At 69.1% G+C, this 18,065-nt stretch carries 8 protein-coding genes; 5 read left to right on the top strand and 3 right to left on the bottom strand.

The genetic code is table 11. The features are described 5' to 3' along the window. Positions 1-50: 50 nt before the first annotated feature. Positions 51-392 (top strand): DUF6234 family protein, encoded by a 342-nt coding sequence (locus IE255_RS01375; RefSeq protein ID WP_190048230.1) that lies wholly within the window; start codon positions 51-53, stop codon positions 390-392. A gap of 194 nt (positions 393-586) precedes the next feature. On the opposite strand, the gene IE255_RS01370 is transcribed toward IE255_RS01375, so the two are convergent. Beyond that, positions 587-1,183 carry an SACE_7040 family transcriptional regulator gene (locus IE255_RS01370; RefSeq protein WP_190048229.1) on the bottom strand — a complete coding sequence of 199 codons (597 nt, stop codon included), beginning with the start codon at positions 1,181-1,183 and terminating at the stop codon, positions 587-589. An 86-nt stretch (positions 1,184-1,269) separates the two neighbouring features. On the opposite strand from IE255_RS01370, the gene IE255_RS01365 reads away from it, so the two are divergent. The 4 genes from IE255_RS01365 to IE255_RS01350 are packed head-to-tail and all read left to right on the top strand — an operon-like array spanning position 1,270 to position 6,930. Beyond that, positions 1,270-2,886 (top strand): carboxyl transferase domain-containing protein, encoded by a 1,617-nt coding sequence (locus tag IE255_RS01365; RefSeq protein WP_190048228.1) that lies wholly within the window; start codon positions 1,270-1,272, stop codon positions 2,884-2,886. A 14-nt stretch (positions 2,887-2,900) separates the two neighbouring features. Further along, entirely contained in the window at positions 2,901-4,817 is a 1,917-nt protein-coding gene (locus IE255_RS01360) for an acetyl/propionyl/methylcrotonyl-CoA carboxylase subunit alpha (protein WP_190048227.1), read from the top strand. Beyond that, complete coding sequence (locus tag IE255_RS01355; protein WP_190048226.1) at positions 4,814-5,764, top strand: hydroxymethylglutaryl-CoA lyase; 951 nt, start codon at positions 4,814-4,816, stop codon at positions 5,762-5,764. Before IE255_RS01360 ends, IE255_RS01355 begins: the two co-directional genes overlap by 4 nt. Before the next feature lie 5 nt (positions 5,765-5,769). Further along, on the top strand, positions 5,770-6,930 hold the full coding sequence (locus IE255_RS01350) for an acyl-CoA dehydrogenase family protein (RefSeq protein ID WP_190048225.1): 1,161 nt from the start codon (positions 5,770-5,772) through the stop codon (positions 6,928-6,930). 558 nt (positions 6,931-7,488) lie between these two features. On the opposite strand, the gene IE255_RS01345 is transcribed toward IE255_RS01350, so the two are convergent. Together IE255_RS01345 and IE255_RS01340 are read right to left on the bottom strand one after the other, a co-directional pair. Next, on the bottom strand, positions 7,489-14,340 hold the full coding sequence (locus IE255_RS01345; protein ID WP_190048224.1) for a polymorphic toxin-type HINT domain-containing protein: 6,852 nt from the start codon (positions 14,338-14,340) through the stop codon (positions 7,489-7,491). Between the two features lie 97 nt (positions 14,341-14,437). Further along, positions 14,438-18,043 carry a LamG-like jellyroll fold domain-containing protein gene (locus tag IE255_RS01340; RefSeq protein WP_190048223.1) on the bottom strand — a complete coding sequence of 1,202 codons (3,606 nt, stop codon included), beginning with the start codon at positions 18,041-18,043 and terminating at the stop codon, positions 14,438-14,440. Positions 18,044-18,065 lie beyond the last annotated feature (22 nt).

Here is an 18,065-nt window from a genome sequence, read left to right as displayed (position 1 = left end):
CTTCGAACGTGCGAGGCGACGGGTTCGCAGGTGGCTGCATAAGCCTGATCGTGCTGCTCATCGAAATCCCGGTCGCTTTTCTGCTGGGGTTGACGTCGGTCATCCGTGGATGGGGCAGTGCGGACGAGCAAACCGTGGCACCCGCGATGGACTGGGTTCCGATCCTCTGGTTCGGCGGGTTCACGTTGGGCGTGCTCGTGATCGCCGTGATCTTCCTGCACTCGGCACATCCGTTCGCAGGTGCGGTCCAACTGCTTTTGGCAGCCGCTGCACTGTTCTTCACCATCGCTGCTTGGCACGACCAGTACGAGCGTGCCCACCCGCCTCCGCTACCAGCGGGGGTCGGGATGCCGCACGCTGCTGCGCCAAATTTGTCGTCGTGCTGCTCGTGACGGAGCGCTGATGTCCAGAGCTGTCCTGCGACACACGCAGGTACTCACGGCCCGTGAGCATGTCCAGGGCGGCGGATGCAGTGGTTGGTGGCCTTTTCGCTGGTGAAAGGCATGTCGGGTCTGGGGCGGAGCCCCGGGCGAGGCCGGCCCCCTGGCCAACCGTGTCGGGCGGGCGGGTGGGCAAAACCCCCCGGTCAACCCCCCGCCGCCGCGAACGCCCCCCGAGCCATCCGATGCAACAACTCCGCCGTGGCCCCCCGCCCGGGCAACGACCCGCCCCTACCCAAGTGCGGCGTCGAGTTCAGCAAGCCGAACACCGAGTGCACGGCAGACCGAGCCGCAGGCTCACCCAGCCCCGGGTACACCTCCCGGACCACCCCCACCCACAGCTCCACGTACTGCCGCTGCAGCTGCCGCACCATCTTCCGGTCGCTGTCCCGGAGGCGATCCAGCTCCCGGTCGTGCAGGGTGATCAGAGGCCGGTCATCGAGCGCGAAGTCGATATGCCCCTCGATCAGCGAGTCGAGGACCGCCTCCGCCCCCGCACCCCCGTCCGCCTCCGCAACCCTCCGCTTCGCCCCGGTCAGCAGCTGCCCGCTGATCCCCACCAGCAGCTCCGCGAGCATCGCGTCCTTGCCCGCGAAGTGCCGGTACAGCCCGGGTCCGCTGATCCCGACCGCGGCGCCTATCTCGTCGACTCCGACCCCGTGGAAGCCCCGCTCGGCGAAGAGCCGCGCGGCCTCCTTGAGGATCTGCTCACGGCGGGTGGGGGCGTCGGTTCTGGTGGCCATGGAATCAATTCTAGACAGGGAGGTTAGCGCTCGTTAACCTGAAGGAAATGCGTTAACGCTCATTAACAAGGTGAGGGGACCGCAGGATGCACGAGGCACCGGAGCTCACGAGCGCGGCAGACCCCGCGTCGGAGGCCTTTCGGGCCAACGAGGAGGCGCACCGCACCCTCGTGGAGGAGCTGCGCGCCAAGCTGGCCAGGGCGGCCCAGGGCGGCGGCGAGAAGGCCCGCGCCCGCCACACGGCGCGCGGCAAGCTGCTCCCCCGCGACCGCGTCGACACCCTCCTCGACCCGGGCTCGCCCTTCCTGGAGCTGGCCCCGCTCGCGGCCGACGGGATGTACGAGGACCAGGCCCCGGCCGCAGGCGTCATCGCGGGCATCGGCCGGGTCAGCGGCCGCGAGACGGTGATCATCGCCAACGACGCCACGGTCAAGGGCGGCACGTACTACCCGATGACGGTCAAGAAGCACCTCCGCGCCCAGGAGGTCGCCCTCGACAACCGCCTCCCCTGCGTCTACCTGGTGGACTCCGGCGGCGCGTTCCTGCCCATGCAGGACGAGGTCTTCCCGGACCGCGACCACTTCGGCCGGATCTTCTACAACCAGGCCCGCATGTCCGGCGCCGGCATCCCCCAGATCGCCGCGGTCCTCGGCTCCTGCACGGCCGGCGGGGCGTACGTCCCGGCGATGAGCGACGAGGCGGTGATCGTCCGCAACCAGGGCACGATCTTCCTGGGCGGCCCGCCCCTGGTGAAGGCGGCCACGGGCGAGGTCGTCACGGCGGAGGAGCTGGGCGGCGGCGAGGTCCACTCCCGCGTCTCAGGCGTCACGGACCACCTCGCGGAGAACGACGCGCACGCCCTGCGCATCGTCCGCACGATCGTCTCCACCCTCCCCGCCCGGGGCCCCCTCCCCTGGGAGGTCACCGATCCCACAGAGCCCAAGGTCGACCCCCACAGCCTCTACGGCGCCGTCCCGGTCGACTCCCGCACCCCGTACGACGTACGCGAGATCATCGCCCGCGTCGTCGACGGCTCCCGTTTCGCCGAGTTCAAGTCCGAGTTCGGCCAGACCCTGGTCACCGGCTTCGCCCGGATCCACGGCCACCCGGTGGGCATCGTCGCCAACAACGGCATCCTGTTCTCCGAGTCCGCCCAGAAGGGCGCCCACTTCATCGAGCTGTGCGACCAGCGCGGCATCCCGCTGGTGTTCCTGCAGAACATCTCCGGCTTCATGGTCGGCAAGGACTACGAGGCGGGCGGCATCGCCAAGCACGGCGCCAAGATGGTCACGGCCGTGGCCTGCACACGCGTACCGAAGCTCACGGTCGTGGTCGGCGGCTCGTACGGCGCGGGCAACTACTCCATGTGCGGCAGGGCGTACTCCCCCCGCTTCCTGTGGATGTGGCCGAACGCCAAGATCTCGGTCATGGGCGGCGAGCAGGCCGCCTCGGTCCTCGCCACGGTCAAGCGGGACCAGCTGGAGGCGCGCGGCGAGTCCTGGCCCGCGGAGGACGAGGAGGCCTTCAAGGCCCCGATCCGCGCCCAGTACGAGCAGCAGGGGAATGCCTACTACGCGACGGCCCGCCTCTGGGACGACGGTGTGATCGACCCGCTGGACACCCGCCAGGTCCTGGGCCTGGCCCTGACCGCGTGCGCCAACGCGCCCCTGGGTGACCCCCAGTTCGGCGTCTTCCGGATGTGAGGGGACGGACGACGATGTTCGAGACAGTGCTGGTGGCCAACCGGGGCGAGATCGCCGTACGGGTGATCCGTACGCTGCGGTCGATGGGCGTGCGCTCGGTGGCGGTCTTCTCCGACGCGGACGCCGACGCCCGGCATGTCCGGGAGGCGGACACGGCGGTGCGGATCGGACCGCCCCCGGCGTCCGAGAGCTACCTCTCGGTGGAGCGCCTGCTTCAGGCCGCGGCGCGTACGGGCGCCCAGGCCGTCCACCCCGGGTACGGCTTCCTCGCGGAGAACGCCGCCTTCGCGCGCGCGTGCGCCGAGGCCGGCCTGGTCTTCATCGGCCCCCCGGCGGACGCGATCGCGCTCATGGGCGACAAGATCCGCGCCAAGGAGACGGTCCGGGACGCCGGTGTGCCGGTCGTGCCCGGCGGCCGCGACCCGGAGCTGGCCGAGGCGGCCCGCGAGCTGGGCGCGCCGGTGCTGCTGAAGCCGAGCGCGGGCGGCGGCGGCAAGGGCATGCGCCTGGTGCGGGACCTGACCCGGCTGGAGGAGGAGATCGCCGCGGCCCGCCGCGAGGCCCGCGCCTCCTTCGGTGACGACACGCTCCTCGTCGAGCGCTGGATCGACCGCCCCCGCCACATCGAGATCCAGGTCCTGGCGGACGGCCATGGGAACGTGGTCCACCTCGGGGAGCGCGAGTGCTCCCTCCAGCGCCGCCACCAGAAGATCATCGAGGAGGCGCCGAGCGTCCTGCTCGACGAGGAGACGCGTGCCGCGATGGGCGAGGCGGCGGTCCAGGCGGCCCGCTCCTGCGGCTACCGGGGCGCGGGCACGGTGGAGTTCATCGTCCCCGGCAACGACCCGTCGTCGTACTACTTCATGGAGATGAACACCCGCCTCCAGGTGGAGCACCCGGTGACGGAGCTCATCACCGGCCTCGACCTGGTCGAGTGGCAGCTGCGGGTGGCGGCCGGGGAACCCCTCGGCTTCGCGCAGGAGGACGTACGGCTGACCGGCCACGCGGTGGAGGCCCGCATCTGCGCCGAGGACCCGGCCCGCGGCTTCCTCCCCTCCGGCGGCACGGTCCTGCGGCTGCGCGAGCCGCAGGGCGACGGCGTCCGCACCGACTCGGGCCTCACGGAGGGCACGGAGGTCGGCAGCCTCTACGACCCGATGCTCTCCAAGGTCATCGCGTACGGCCCCGACCGCGCGACCGCCCTGCGCAAGCTCCGCGCGGCCCTGGCGGAGACGGTCACGCTCGGGGTGCAGACGAACGCCGGCTTCCTGCGCCGCCTGCTCGCGCACCCGGCGGTGGTCTCCGGCGACCTGGACACCGGCCTGGTGGAGCGCGAGGTGGAGGATCTGGTCTCCACGGACGTGCCGGAGGAGGTCTACGAGGCGGCGGCGGCCGTCCGCCTGGAGGCCCTGAAGCCCGAGCCGGGCGGCTGGACGGACCCCTTCTCGGTCCCGAGCGGCTGGCGGCTCGGCGGGGACCGGAAGCCGCCCGCCTTCCACCTGCGGGTGCAGGACCCGCTGGAGTACACCCCGCGCGGCACCGCCACGGTCACCGGCGACCGGGTCTCGGTGACGCTGGACGGCGTCCGGCACACCTTCCACCGCGCCGCCGACTGGCTCGGCCGCGACGGCGACGCCTGGCACGTCCGCGACCACGACCCGGTCGCCGCGTCCCTGACCCGCGCGGCCCACGCGGGCGCTGATTCCCTCACGGCGCCCATGCCCGGCACGGTGACCGTCGTCAAGGTCGCCGTCGGCGACGAGGTGGCCGCGGGGCAGAGCCTGCTGGTGGTGGAGGCGATGAAGATGGAGCACGTCATCTCCGCCCCGCACGCCGGCAAGGTCACCGAGCTGGACGTGTCGCCCGGCACCACGGTCGCCATGGACCAGATCCTGGCGGTCATCGCACCCCACGAGGAGGCGGCGGAATGACAGTCCCAGGACTCCCGATGGCCGTCCCGGCCGGGGGCCTCCCCGCCCGGGTCCGCATCCACGAGGTGGGAGCGCGCGACGGCCTGCAGAACGAGAAGGCGACGGTCCCCACGGAGATCAAGGCGGAGTTCATCCGCCGCCTGGCCGACGCGGGCCTGACGACGATCGAGGCGACGAGCTTCGTCCACCCCAAGTGGGTCCCCCAACTGGCGGACGCGGAGCAGCTGTTCCCTCTCGTCGACGACCTCCCGGTGGCCCTCCCGGTCCTCGTCCCGAACGAACGCGGCCTGGACCGCGCCCTGGCCCTGGGCGCCCGGCGGGTGGCGGTCTTCGCCAGCGCCACGGAGTCCTTCGCCAAGGCCAACCTCAACCGCACGGTCGACGAGGCGCTGGCGATGTTCGAGCCGGTGGTGCGGCGCGCGAAGGCCCAGGAGGTCCATGTCCGCGGCTACCTCTCCATGTGCTTCGGCGACCCGTGGGAGGGCGCGGTCCCGATCCCCCAGGTGGTGAAGGTGTGCAGGGCCCTGCTGGACATGGGCTGCGACGAACTGAGCCTGGGCGACACGATCGGCGTGGCGACACCGGGCCACGTGGCCGCGCTCCTCACGGCCCTGGAGGAGGCGGGAATCCCGCCGTCCGCCCTCGGCGTCCACTTCCACGACACGTACGGCCAGGCCCTCGCCAACACCCTCGCGGCGCTCCAGCGGGGCGTCACGACGGTCGACGCCTCGGCGGGCGGCCTGGGCGGCTGCCCGTACGCGAAGTCGGCGACGGGCAACCTGGCCACCGAAGACCTCGTGTGGATGCTGCGGGGCCTCGGCATCGACACCGGCATCGACCTCGGCCGCCTCGTCGCCACGAGCACGTGGATGGCCGCCCACCTGGGCCGACCCAGCCCGTCCCGCACCGTCCGAGCTCTGTCCCACGAGGACACCGAGGAGCAGTGATCACCATGGACTACCGTCTCTCCCCCGAACTGGAGGAACTCCGCCGCACGGTCGAGGAGTTCGCGCACGAGGTGGTGGCGCCGAAGATCGGCGACTTCTACGAGCGGCACGAGTTCCCGTACGAGATCGTCCGCGAGATGGGCCGCATGGGCCTGTTCGGCCTGCCGTTCCCCGAGGAGTACGGCGGCATGGGCGGCGACTACCTGGCACTGGGCGTGGCCCTGGAGGAACTGGCGCGGGTCGACTCCTCGGTGGCCATCACCCTGGAAGCCGGCGTCTCGCTCGGCGCGATGCCCGTCTACCGCTACGGCACGGAGGCCCAGAAGCGGGAGTGGCTCCCGCGCCTCTGCTCGGGCGAACTGCTGGGCGCGTTCGGCCTGACGGAACCGGACGGCGGCAGCGACGCGGGCGCGACCCGTACGACGGCCCGGCTGGACGAGTCGGCGAACGAGTGGGTCATCAACGGCACGAAGTGCTTCATCACCAACTCGGGCACGGACATCACGGGATTGGTGACGGTCACGGCGGTCACCGGCCGCACCCCGGACGGCAAACCGCAGATCTCCTCGTTCATCGTCCCGTCCGGCACGCCCGGCTTCACGGTCGCGGCCCCGTACTCCAAGGTCGGCTGGAACGCCTCGGACACCCGCGAACTGTCCTTCTCCGACGTCCGGGTCCCGGCGGCGAACCTCCTGGGCGAGGAGGGCCGCGGCTACGCCCAGTTCCTGCGCATCCTCGACGAGGGCCGCATCGCGATCGCCGCCCTGGCGACGGGCCTGGCCCAGGGCTGCGTCGACGAGTCGGTCAAGTACGCCAAGGAGCGCCACGCGTTCGGCAAGCCGATCGCCGCGAACCAGGCCATCCAGTTCAAGATCGCGGACATGGAGATGAAGGCCCACACGGCCCGCCTCGCCTGGCGCGACGCGGCGGCCCGCCTGGTGGCCGGAGACCCCTTCAAGAAGGAAGCGGCCCTGGCCAAGCTCTACTCCTCCACCATCGCCGTGGACAACGCCCGCGAAGCCACGCAGATCCACGGCGGCTACGGCTTCATGAACGAGTACCCGGTCGCCCGCATGTGGCGAGACTCCAAGATCCTGGAAATCGGCGAGGGCACGAGCGAGGTCCAGCGCATGCTGATCGCGCGGGAGTTGGGGCTGGTGGGCTGACGCAGCACAGCGATCACTGAAAACCCCACCAGTTTCGGACCGGTGGGGTTTTCGACACTCCCAAACGCATGAGGCCCCACAGCGAAGCAACGCGCTCGTGCCGCATGCGAGGAATTGGCGAGGCTCCCGAATGGAGCCTCGCCCGTTCCACCAATCGTCAAGAGGTCACTTGCCCCTCTCCCCTCAGCAAGATCTGCACTTTCGACGGAAATTGCAGATCATCCACCATCACCGAGCAGAGCACAGAGTTGCGAAAACCCGAGAACTGCATTCGAGCATGCTCATTCGGGTCATGCAGAACGAGCCAACCAGATGGACATGGAAGCGACTCCTCGAAGAGGTTCGCCGGAAGCGTCGCAGGAGGAGCCGACTTCCACACCTCGCACTCGACAGGGCCGTCAACACTGGCCTGAACGCCGAAGATGAGGGAACTGCCCTCCCTGTGCCAGCTGCTCGATGTGGGGTCCCAGTCGCTGACGTCATCGTCACTCCCCGCATCCCGCAAGATCAGGCATCCGTGCTCGATCTTCGCCAGGAATGCAACCACAGGGCTATTAGCTACCATTCCTTCTTGCTCTTTCCTTGTGACAATTGCGAGACGACTCCGCCCTGCCTCCTGGCACAGGGCAGACAGTGAGGGTACGCCGTCTGAGGAGATCCCGGGGGGACGAGACTGGATGGCGGCTGGTGATCTGGAATCCAGTCCCCGTTCCTGGTACCAGGGACCTTGACACCGCAAGTATGGCAGCCGTGCGCATCTCCCGACTCATTGATCAAATCTCGAACGCCATCCGCTTCGATATCACCGTTCTCCAGGCCTACTCCCTCTCGGGCATTCGGACCGGCGCCCAGCGTCAGGTCGCACTTCTGACCTGGTGATGCATTGTGGACGAGTACCGCAGTCTCATCCGCCAGCACATAGTACGTGTGGAGATCGCTGACCGTGAGGTTGTAAACCGTGGCCGAGCCGACCGTCCTTCGCTCCACCGAAGTGACTTGGACCCGCGTCCCTGCTCCGGTGTGCAGCCATGCGTCAACCTGCACATCGGTGGCGTCGACCCACTCCCCGAGCTCAGGCACCCAGAACGGATGACCATCGGTCGCCGTGACCGAGGCCGTCTTGGAGCCCTCCTCGCCGTCGATGTCCACCGTGATCTTGACGAGGTGCTTGAGGCCCTTGCCCTTGATCTCGGCTGTGACCGTCTCGACCTTGGTCTCGCCCGTCTTCGGGTCGGTCGCCACGACCTTGTCGCCGATGTCGACGTCCTTGATCCTTTTGGCAGAACCGTCGGCCATCAACACCTTGGTATGAGGCGTGAAGCTGTTGCAGCCCACGACCTCCGTCGCCTCGTCCGCCGCCTTGCTGCTCCTGCGCCAGTCCTGGAAGTTCTCCCACAGCCTGCGGCTCAGGGCACCGATGCGTTTGATCAGGGCCCAGGCCTTGTCCATCTTGTTCCAGTACTTCGCGGCCAGCCGCGCCAGCGGCCCGCCGGCCACGAGTGACGACACCACGTTGAGTGCCGTGGCCCCGCAGGAGCCCAACGCCCCTGTGGTGAAGCAGTCCAGCGCGTCCGTGATGCCCAGCTCGTCCGCGACGATCTGCGCCAGTTCCTTGGCGACGGCGATCGCCCGCTGCTTGGCCGCGTCCGCCTGGGCCTTCTGCTGGCGCGCCCGGTGCTGCGCCGGCGACTCCTTCGGCTTCTTGACGCCGTAGTACGTGTAGTAGGTGTCGGTCGCCTTGACGTCCCACCCGCCATCGCGGTTCAGGCTGCACGTGATCCCGACGTTCACGCAGTCGTCGGGCTTCAGGCCGCTCGGGTCCGAGAAGGTGACCGGGTTGTTGTTGCTGTACGAGTAGCCGTTGATCTGCTGCGGATCGGTGTAGTCGATGATCGGGTCCGCCGAGATGAAGCGGCCCGTGTCGGAGTCGTAGTCGCGGGCCCCGAGCGTGGTCAGGCCCGTGGTTTTCTGGACCGTGCCACCGACGAAGCCCTTGTCGTCGACCCACGCGGGAGACGAGGCAGACGACGTGGACTCGTCGCGGGGGTTCCCGAAGGGGTCCGTGCGGCGGCGCGTGGTCTCGCCCGTCTTGGCGTCGATCGCCAGTTGGGCCGTTCCCTGGTGGTCCGACGCCAGGAAGTGGACACCGGACGCGTCCCGCATGGCGATCCGCATGGCGCCGAACGCGTAGTAGCGCGTCGTCGTCACCTTCGACGTCGACTTGTCCAGGTGCAGTTCCATGCCCGGGAGGTAGAACGTCTTCTCCTTGGGGGTGTCCCGGAGGATCCGCTCGCCCGACGCGTCGTGGGTGTACTGCGTCACCGTGCCGTCGGCGTTGGTGACCTTGGTCAGTTCACCCTGCTTGTCCCAGTCCAGGGACTGGGTGTCCCCGTTGAGGACACGGGTCTTGGTATTGCCCGTGACGTCGTAGGTGTAGGTGTCCTGAGAGGTGACCTCGGGCGTCGTACTCGTCGCCGTGGTCTTCTCCACGACCGAAGACACCGCGTGCGGACCGGAGTTCGTGCCGTTGGGGCCGGACTTCTCCCCGTACGTGTACGTCCGGGTCGAGGTCGGGGACCCGTTCAGGCCGTGCCGCGTCTCGCTCTTCCGGTTGCCGATCGCGTCGTAGCCGTACTCCGTCCAGTACGGCGACACACCGCCGACCGTCGAAGAGGAGGCCGCCGACGCGCAGGCCGCATCGGCACTGCCCGTGCCCCGGGCCCCGTCGGACGCCACCGACGAGGTCCACGCGTCGGTCAGTCGCCGCAGGCCGTCGTACCGGAAGCACTGCACGTCGCTCGCGCCGCCGCTGGGCGTGTCCGCGATCGAGAGGACGTCACCGACGGAGTTGTACGTGAAGTCCGCGTCGTAGGCCGCGCTCGACGCGCCCTCGACCCTGACACTCGCGTTGGCCAGGCGGTGCGTGCCCGCCTCGAACGTGTTGTTGAGCCAGGTCTTCTTGGCGGTGGACTCGCCCGTGAACAGTTCCACCTGCTCAAGGTCGGAAGTCGGCGAGTACGACACTCCGGTGACGTACTTGAGGCCGCCCAGCGAGGTGTTGAGTCCCGTCGGCCGCTGCAGTTCGTCGTACGTGTAGCCGAGGGCCTCGGCGGGCAGGTCGCCGGCCGCGGGCAGGCCCTGTCCCTGCACCGTCCCGTCGTCGTTGTACTGGGCGGTGAATTCGTACGTTCCGCCCAGCTGCGGCTCGGCCGTCTTCGACAGGAAGTACTTCGTCGAGACCGGCTTGTAGTCGTTGTTCGCGTCGAGGGTCGGATAGGTGACCGACGAGTGGACCGCGCCGTCCTTGTAGCTGTAGACGCCGTAGAGCTCGCCCTTGGCCACGGTGTCGTACTTCGTCAGCGACAGCCTGGTGCCGGTGTCCGGCTCTCCCTGCCAGGTGGACTCGGGGCGACCCAGCACGTCGTACTTGGTGGACGTCTTGGTGCCGTTGACCGTCACCGACGTCTGGCGGTCCAGGGCGTCGTAGGTGAACTCCGCCGTGCCCGTGTCCGGGTCGACCGCCTTCTTCTTACGGCCCAGTTGGTCATAGGTGTAGGTCCACGCGTTCCCGGCGTCGTCCGTCACCTTCTGCAGCTGACCGGCCGGGGTGTAGCCGTAGGACGTGGTGACCGCGTCCCCGCCCTGCGGGTACTGGATCTGGGTCGTGGTGTGCTCGCGGGCGTCCTTCACGACCGTCGTCTTCGTGCCGCCCGCCGGCGGGGTCGTGGTGACACGGTCCCCACCGTGGACGTAGGACGTGCGGTACTTCTCCTCTCCCTGCACGCGGAAGATCGAGGCGACGACTCTTCCGGCTCCGTCGTACTCGGTCACCGTCTGACCGGTGAGGTCGGCGTCGACCGGTTCGAAGAGCTGGGAGGACGGGGCACCGGCGGCGTAGTAGGTGTCGTTGACCTGCACCACGCGGTTGGAGCCGTCGTAGAGGGTGTCGGCGACCATGCGGCCGCCTCCGGGCCCCTCGGTCTGCTCCTGCCGGGGCCGCAGCAGACCGTCGTACAGCGTCCATTCACTGCCGTACGACTGGCCGCCCTTCTCGATCTTCTGGGTGTGCACGGCGGTGGGACCGGTGCTCCCGCGCACCACGTACGCGTACTTGATCGACGCACTCGCACCGATGCGGTCCGGGAGCCAGACCGAGGTCAGACGGCCCAGCCCGTCGTAGGCCAGCTCGGTGCGGCGGTTGTTCTGGTCGGTCTTGACGGAGGGCACGCCCCAGTGCGGCTTGTACTCGGTCGTGGCCGTCCAGCCCGCTCTGTTGGTCACCACGGACTTGGTGGCGAGACCGTACGTGTCCGTGTACGTGGTCGACGAGGCGTACTCCGTCGGGGACGAGGCCGTCTGCGCGTCCTTCACCACCAGCGGGCGGCCGAAGTCGTCGTACGTCGTGACGGCGGTCGTCCGGTAGGTCGCCGTCGTCCCGCTGTGCGACTCCAGGCGCTTGATCGTGGTCACGTCGCCCTTGGTGGGAGCCGTGCCCAGGGTGGTGGAGCCGTCGTAGAAGGTCAGGTCGTCGGAGATGACCTGGGTGCTCCGGTCGGGAGTCGCGGCGCACTCGACGCTGACCTTCTCCACCCGCGACACGTACGCGTACATGTGCCGGCTCTCGCTGTCCGCGTACTCGGTGCGGACGCACTGGTTGTCCGCGACGCCGACCTCGCCGTAGTCGTCGACCTGGCGGACCCGTCCGGTCTTCGAGTCGTACTGGGTGGTGGCCCTGGTGCGACGCCAGCCGCCGCCGGCGAGAGCGACGTAGGTGTCGGTCGCGCCGTTCGCGACGTAGCGAGCCCTGCGCGTGCCCCAGTCCTTGACGCTCGTGGCCGTCACCGCGGTCCACGGCACCGCCACCGACTTCTCGGTGACGGCGGCACCGTCGTAGGTAAGGGTCTCGAGCTCCTGGCCGGCCTTCCACTCCGTGTCCTCGTACGAGGTTCCGTTCGAGTCGGTGACCGAGGCGGAGCGCGTGGCGCCGCTCGCGTTCACGTCACCGTGGAGGCCGCGGAAGAAGACATGCTCGGTCTTGGTGTTGGACGGCGAGTTGGTGCCCTGTGAGGTGACGACGCGCACCTTGCCGTAACCGCGCCAGTCCCCCCAGGTGCGGTACTCCGCCTTGGTGATGCCGTCGGCCCTGCTCTTGCGCCAGCCCGCGTCTCCGACGTACGTGTAGGACGTGATCTGGTCGGGGTTGCCGCCGGTCAGGTCGGTCTCGGTGACGGACTCGACGACGTACTTGTGGAACCAGTCGAGGATCGGGTCCTCTTCGCCCGGGGGATTCCATTTCACCGGGAAGCAGCGCTTGGTCGAGGAGTCCTCGGCGGGCAGGCTCGTCGGCGTGCACTCGTTTGGCGCGTAACTGACGCTGAGCGCCCCGCCCGTTTCGTTCTCCACGCCGGACAGGCGGAAACGATGGAAGGGCTGGATGTTGTCGCCGGTCTTGTCGACGCGGTTGGGCAGCTGCTTGCCGTAGAGCTTGACGGACGGGACGGAGGCGTCCGTGCCGACCTTGCCGGTGTGGTCGATGCCGTCGAGCCACAGCGACTTGGACCCGTCACCGTTGTCGGTGAAGATCTGGGCGAGGCTCCACTCGTCGACCGGGCTGTACGTCGCGTCACCGGTGCGGATCTGCGTGGTGATCTTCGTCAGCTTCTTGCGGGTCCAGAAGGTGGGAGAGTTCTGGCCCTCGCACTTGGTGCTCGCCTTGCAGTTCTGGTCCCAGGGCACATCCGGCCACCGAGTGGCCGTGGTGTCCGTCAGGTCTCCGGGCTCGCAGTCGGCCGCCGCGCCGATGCAACGTTCCGCCGTGGTGAAGACGACCTGCGCCGCGGGCTTGGTCGAGTACACCTTGTCCTTGCGCTGGCCGTAGTCGATCCGCTTGAGGTAACCACCGCGGATGTACGGCTTGCCGTTCTCGGCCGTCTTCAGACCCTGCGTGTAGTAGTTCGTCTCCTTGCCGTAGAAGAACGACATGACGTTGCCGTGCGGGTCGATGACGTGGTCGAGGTTCCAGCGCCAGGCCTGGGAGCAGTAGGCGTCGGCGAAGGCAGCCTGGTAGCAGGGCTCGCCGGAGTCGTCGCCGTACACCGGGAGGGTCCAGGCGGAGCCCGTCTCCTCATGGCCCGTGGCGAAGCCCGGCAGTCGGTTCTGGCCGAAGAAGTACTGGGTGCCGTCGGTGGTGGTGAGCTTCCAGTACTCGCCGTTGTCGTCGCCGTTGGTGGCGCCGGTCAGGCGCTCGATCTTGGAGTTGTCGTCGTTGGCGAGTCGCCACTGGCCCGTGGCGTCGTCCTTCACGAGTTCGCCGGACGTGCCGCCGGCCAGGGCGAGGGTGGCGTTGTCGTACGCCCAGCACTGGTCGCCGTAGGTGTCGTCGTGACCGTCGTCGGCACACGGCTTGTACCGGCGCTCGATGTAACCGGGCTCGTAGGAGAAGCCCTGTCCGACCCACGAACCCTGGTTGTTCGTCGTCGCCGTCTGCCCGTCGATGGACTGGGAGTTGTAGCCCAGTCCGACACTCGGCCGCAGCCCGCCGGGCACCGGCGGCGTGGTCAACGGGTAGGTCCAGGTGAAGGCACCCGACCTGGTGTCGACACCCCACTCGGACGACGCGGAGAGGCCGGTCGCCTTGTAGTCGCCCCCGTCGCCCCCGCTGCTCGCGACGGCCGCCAGTACGGTGCCGGAAGAAGCGGCCGACGGTGCCTGGAGGAGCTGGGGAGCGGCACCGGAGGTGTCGCCCGCCGCGGTCACGGTCGCCGTCAGCGTTTCCCGCGCCGCGTTGTTGTCGCTCTCCAGGTGGATCGGTGTCGAGCAGTCCTTCCGCTCCGGGGTCGTCAGCACGCACGCCGGGTACTGGACGAGGCGGAGGCGGGAGCCGTAGCCACCGCCGTAAGCCTGCGAGAAGTCCGAGTAGTCCAGCGTGATGTGAGCGGTGCCCTTGGCTGCTTCACCGTCGGTGCGGGCCACGGTGAACACGACGCCGTCGATACCGGCGGCCTTGGACACCTTGTGGTCGAGCACCTCGACGCGTATGGCCTCCGCGGCCTTCGTGCCCTCGGCCGCCTCGGCCTTCAACGGCAGCCCCGCGGCCTTGGCCGCCTTGGCGGACAGCTGCACGTCGGCGCTGCCGGCCTTGGGCCAGCGGACGTTGCCGGGGCGTCTGACCGCCGCCTTCTCGGCCTGGTCGGTCTTCTTGAAGGCTTTCGGCTCGGCGTTCTTCCCGCGAACCGGATCGTCCAGGTCCGTCTGCGCCTTGGGCCTCTTCATGCCCTCGTCGGCCACGGCTTCGGGGGCGTAGTGCGGAAGCAGGCCTATCGACAACGCCAGGCCGAGCAGCACCGCCGCACCGCGACGGCCGCTGCGCCAGGCCGGTCTCGCGGACCGGAACCATGGGGGCGAGGACATGACATCTCCAGGAGTGATCGGGGGATGCGGGGAGCAGGAGCGCAGGGTCCGGAGGGCGGGCGGCCACTGAGCCGCCCGCCTCACGGGGTGAGAGGTGTCAGGCCGGCGATTCCTCGATGCTGGCGCCGGCCGGCAGGACCGACACCACCGCCATCAGCGCGGCATCGATCGGACCCTGGTACACCCGGACTTCGTCGACGGCGCCGGAGAGGTACTCGCCGGCCGTGGCTCCGGTCAGTGCCCGGCCGACCTGGAGACTCGTAGTGCTGAAGTCCCAGGCGTTGTCCCAGGCAGCCTTGCCCGCCGCCGTGCCGTTGACATAGAGGACCACCTCACCGAAGACCGCGTTGTAGACCAGCGCGAGGTGGTCTCCGGCCCCCTGCGAGCTCGGCACACGGTTCGGGTCGAGCACCGTCACCGGAGTGGGGGAACCGGTGCCCGTCGCCACCAGCTGCCACCGGGCTGCCGCGGCGCTGTACTTCACCCTGATCGCGCTGCCGTTGCCCGCGGACAGGGCGAGCACCGTCTGGTCCGTCGCGGGCTTCGCCGAGGCGAGCCGGGCTCGAGCGGTGAGGGTGAAGCTGTCCTCCCGGGAAAGCAGCCCGGCGGGTCGCGTCGCGTAGGCGCCTGTGCCGTTCAGCGCCAGGTGACCGTCACCCCACAGCGGTGCGGCGGGTGGCGTGCACTCGGGATCCGCCGCAGGGTCGCAGGAGTCGTCCGGCACGTAGACGGAGGCACCTCCGCCAAGGGTCAGACCGGTACCGCCCGCCGCTTCCGGGGACAGACCGCCCGCCGCCTCGTCCAGCTGCCAGTAGGCGAGCTGATGGGGCTGGATGCCGCCGAGCTGCTGGCCCTCGGTGGGCGGGATGACGCGGTCGTGCAGCTTGACGTCGGCCACACTGCCCTTGAGGTGGTTGGTGTACCCGCCGAGATCGATCTTGCGGCCTATCTGAAGCGCTCCGGCGGCGTTCCATGCCGTGTGGCGCGCCTGGACGTCGTCGTCGACGAGCACACCGTTGACGTAGAGCATCATCTTGCCGGGTTCGGCGTCGTACACACCGATGAGATGTGTCCAGCTACCGGCCACGGCCGCCGCACCGGAGACCTTCCACGAGCCGAGCGACTCGATGTCGCTCACCGGGGTGCGGAACGTCCACGAGGCGGTGTCGACGTCGTACCCCAGCTCGAAGCCGGGCTGTGCGGTGCCGTCCTGGCTGACGACGGTGACGTTCTGGGTGGGCAGCGAGGGCAGCATGACCCAGGCGCTCACGGAGAAGGTGTCACTGGTGTCGACGGCGGATGCGCCGGCGTCGAGGTAGGCGTTCTCGGTTCCGTCCAGCGAGGCTGCGGTATCGGTGGAGCCCAGAGGACCGGCCGCTTCGAACGTCACTCCTGAGCCGGCGGCGGCGTCCGGCGCCCCACTGCTGCCCGCGGCTTTCGCGGAGTTCTTGGCGTCACCGAGCGTCCAGGCGGCCACCGGGGCCCGCCCGTCGCTGACCAGGAAGACATGACTCGTGGGTGTCTTCTGCGGATTGCCCGCGCCGTCCACAGCGGTGACGTGCAGGGTGTACGAGCCCTCGGCCGGCGGCATCCAGCGGATGGAGGCCGGTCCGCCGGCGGACCGGGGTTCCGCCGTCTTCCGTACGGTGTCCGCCTGAGGGCCCGTGAAGTAGTACCTGTACTCCGTCACATCGGCGGCCGGGGAGTCCATGGTGAAGTCGCCGTAGTCGCCCACACCGGCGTGCCACTCGTCGTCGCTCGGGTACTGGGGCGACGTGACCGCGGCCGCCTGGGGCTTGGTGTCGTCGAAGATGAACTCGCAGCGGGTCTGGTCACCGTCGCTGGACCAAGGCCCGGATGCCTTCTGGTCGAAGCCACGGACCGCCCAGCCGATGACGGTGTTCTTGGGCAGGGAGAAGCCCGCGTGCTCGTCGCTCGACAGGTCGGACCCGACGAGGTACTTGAAGGTCGCCTGGCCGGTCTGCCCGTCCTTGCTCGCGTCGACCGTGCTCTTCTTGCCCGTCTTCGCATAGCGGACGACCTCCGTCCCGGAGCTGTTGGTCCACCACACCTTGAACTCGGCCTGCAACTCTTCCGAGTTGGACCCCAGGTCACCGTGGTCGTAGTCCTTGATGACGGCGTACAGGGTCGGCGCCTTGGTCACGTAGTGCTCGGTGGCACGCCCGTACTCGCAGGTGTCGCCGGGCGTCATGTTCAGGTCGTCCTGGTCCGGCCGGAGCGGTGGCCGGTTGTAGGTCACGGAGAGATGTGCGTTGCCGCAGAAGCGCTTCCAGTACGAGGTGTCGGATTCGCTGCCGGCCTTGAGACGGAACGTTGTGGTGTCCCAGCCGTTGTCGGCGGCCTTCTGGACGGTGCCCGTCACACCGAAGCGCACGTTCTGGTTGGTCGAGGTGCACGATCCCGCCGGGTTCGTCGGCGACTTGGAGGCGACCGTCTCCTTGGAGGAAGGCTGGTTGGACCAGTTCGTCGACGAGTTGATCGCGCTCGCGCCCGTGCTGTTGACCCGGGCGAGCTGCACCTCGCGCCCGGTGTCGCTGTAGGTGTGCACCATGGTGACGGCGAACTCGGCGCTGACGATGTCCTTGCCCTTGAAACCGCCGGTCGGTATCGCGAAGAACTGGCGCTTGACGTCGCTGTTGCTGGAGCAGCGGTACGACACGTCGGAGGGGCATCGCCCCACACCCTCGTCGTCCCCGAACTTCCAGAACTCGGCGGTCGAGTAGTGCGACGACACCATGGTCCAGCCGCTGCGGTTCGCCGTCTTGACCACGGGGTCGATGTAGACCGGGTAGACGGTGTCCGCGTCGGCGAGCATGTTCGCGTCGGGAGTGAGGGTCATGGTGCCGGGCTCGAGGTCCACGGCGACATCGGCCACTTGGGCGCCGTCCGGCGGGGTAATCGTTTCTCCGTCGGCCGTTCCAGGGGCGGCGGGCTCTGGAGCCGCACCGTTGCCGGAATCCCACATCACAGGCTGTGGTGCCTCGAAGACGTCTCCCCCTGCCCCGCTGTCGGTGGCGGTGAGTCCGCCGCCCGCCGTCTCCGACAGCTCGAGCGAGGACGTGTCGACCGGCAGTTCCAGGCTGGCCAGCTCCGGGTTGGCTGCGGCCTCGGCGTTCTTGACGACCAGTACGTGCGAGAAGCCCTCGGCGCTCGCCGTCACCTTGAGGTCGACGCCCGGAAGGACATCGGTGTACGTGGCGGTCGAACCGTCCGTCTCGGGCTTGGGCAGCTTGTCCGGCCAGTTCAGGGCGAGCGTGCGCCCGTCCTTCTCGATCTCGGCGAAGGTGGTGTCGCCGCCCCCGGAGAAGGACATCGCGGTCAGCGCGGCCCTCGGCGCGAAGGTGCCGTTCTTCTGCTTGACCAGCGTGGTGTCGATCTCCGTCCATGCGCCGTTCTGCCGGACACGGACGGGCTGCACGTACTCGGTGCTGGTGAACGTCCCGTCCGGGTTGGCGACGGTGGTGCTGTGCTCATCCCGCAGGCTCAGGATCTCGACCGGCTTGCCCGACTTCGCGGCCTTGGTCCGGGCGTCGGTCATGCTCAGAGCCGGGGCGTCGTCGTTCTTGCCGGTGGCCGTGCCGGAGGCGACTGCCTTCCCGGCGGCCGGCACCCCGCTCATGCCGGCCGCGAGCAGGGCGACGAGCGTGGCGGCCACAGTGGCCGTACGGCGTCGGGTGATCATCGTGACGCGCTTTCCTCTTCCC

Source organism: Streptomyces lomondensis (assembly GCF_014651035.1).
GTDB lineage: Bacteria > Actinomycetota > Actinomycetes > Streptomycetales > Streptomycetaceae > Streptomyces > Streptomyces lomondensis.
Note: the sequence above shows the minus strand (reverse complement) of the source record. Positions and strands in the feature narration are given on the sequence as shown.

Excerpts from the sequence above, each read along its gene's own strand:
- IE255_RS01370 (WP_190048229.1), bottom strand. The coding sequence starts at position 1,183 with ATGGCCACCAGAACCGACGCCCCCACCCGCCGTGAGCAGATCCTCAAG.
- IE255_RS01365 (WP_190048228.1), top strand. The coding sequence starts at position 1,270 with ATGCACGAGGCACCGGAGCTCACGAGCGCGGCAGACCCCGCGTCGGAG.
- IE255_RS01360 (WP_190048227.1), top strand. The coding sequence starts at position 2,901 with ATGTTCGAGACAGTGCTGGTGGCCAACCGGGGCGAGATCGCCGTACGG.
- IE255_RS01355 (WP_190048226.1), top strand. The coding sequence starts at position 4,814 with ATGACAGTCCCAGGACTCCCGATGGCCGTCCCGGCCGGGGGCCTCCCC.
- IE255_RS01350 (WP_190048225.1), top strand. The coding sequence starts at position 5,770 with ATGGACTACCGTCTCTCCCCCGAACTGGAGGAACTCCGCCGCACGGTC.
- IE255_RS01345 (WP_190048224.1), bottom strand. The coding sequence starts at position 14,340 with ATGTCCTCGCCCCCATGGTTCCGGTCCGCGAGACCGGCCTGGCGCAGC.
- IE255_RS01340 (WP_190048223.1), bottom strand. The coding sequence starts at position 18,043 with ATGATCACCCGACGCCGTACGGCCACTGTGGCCGCCACGCTCGTCGCC.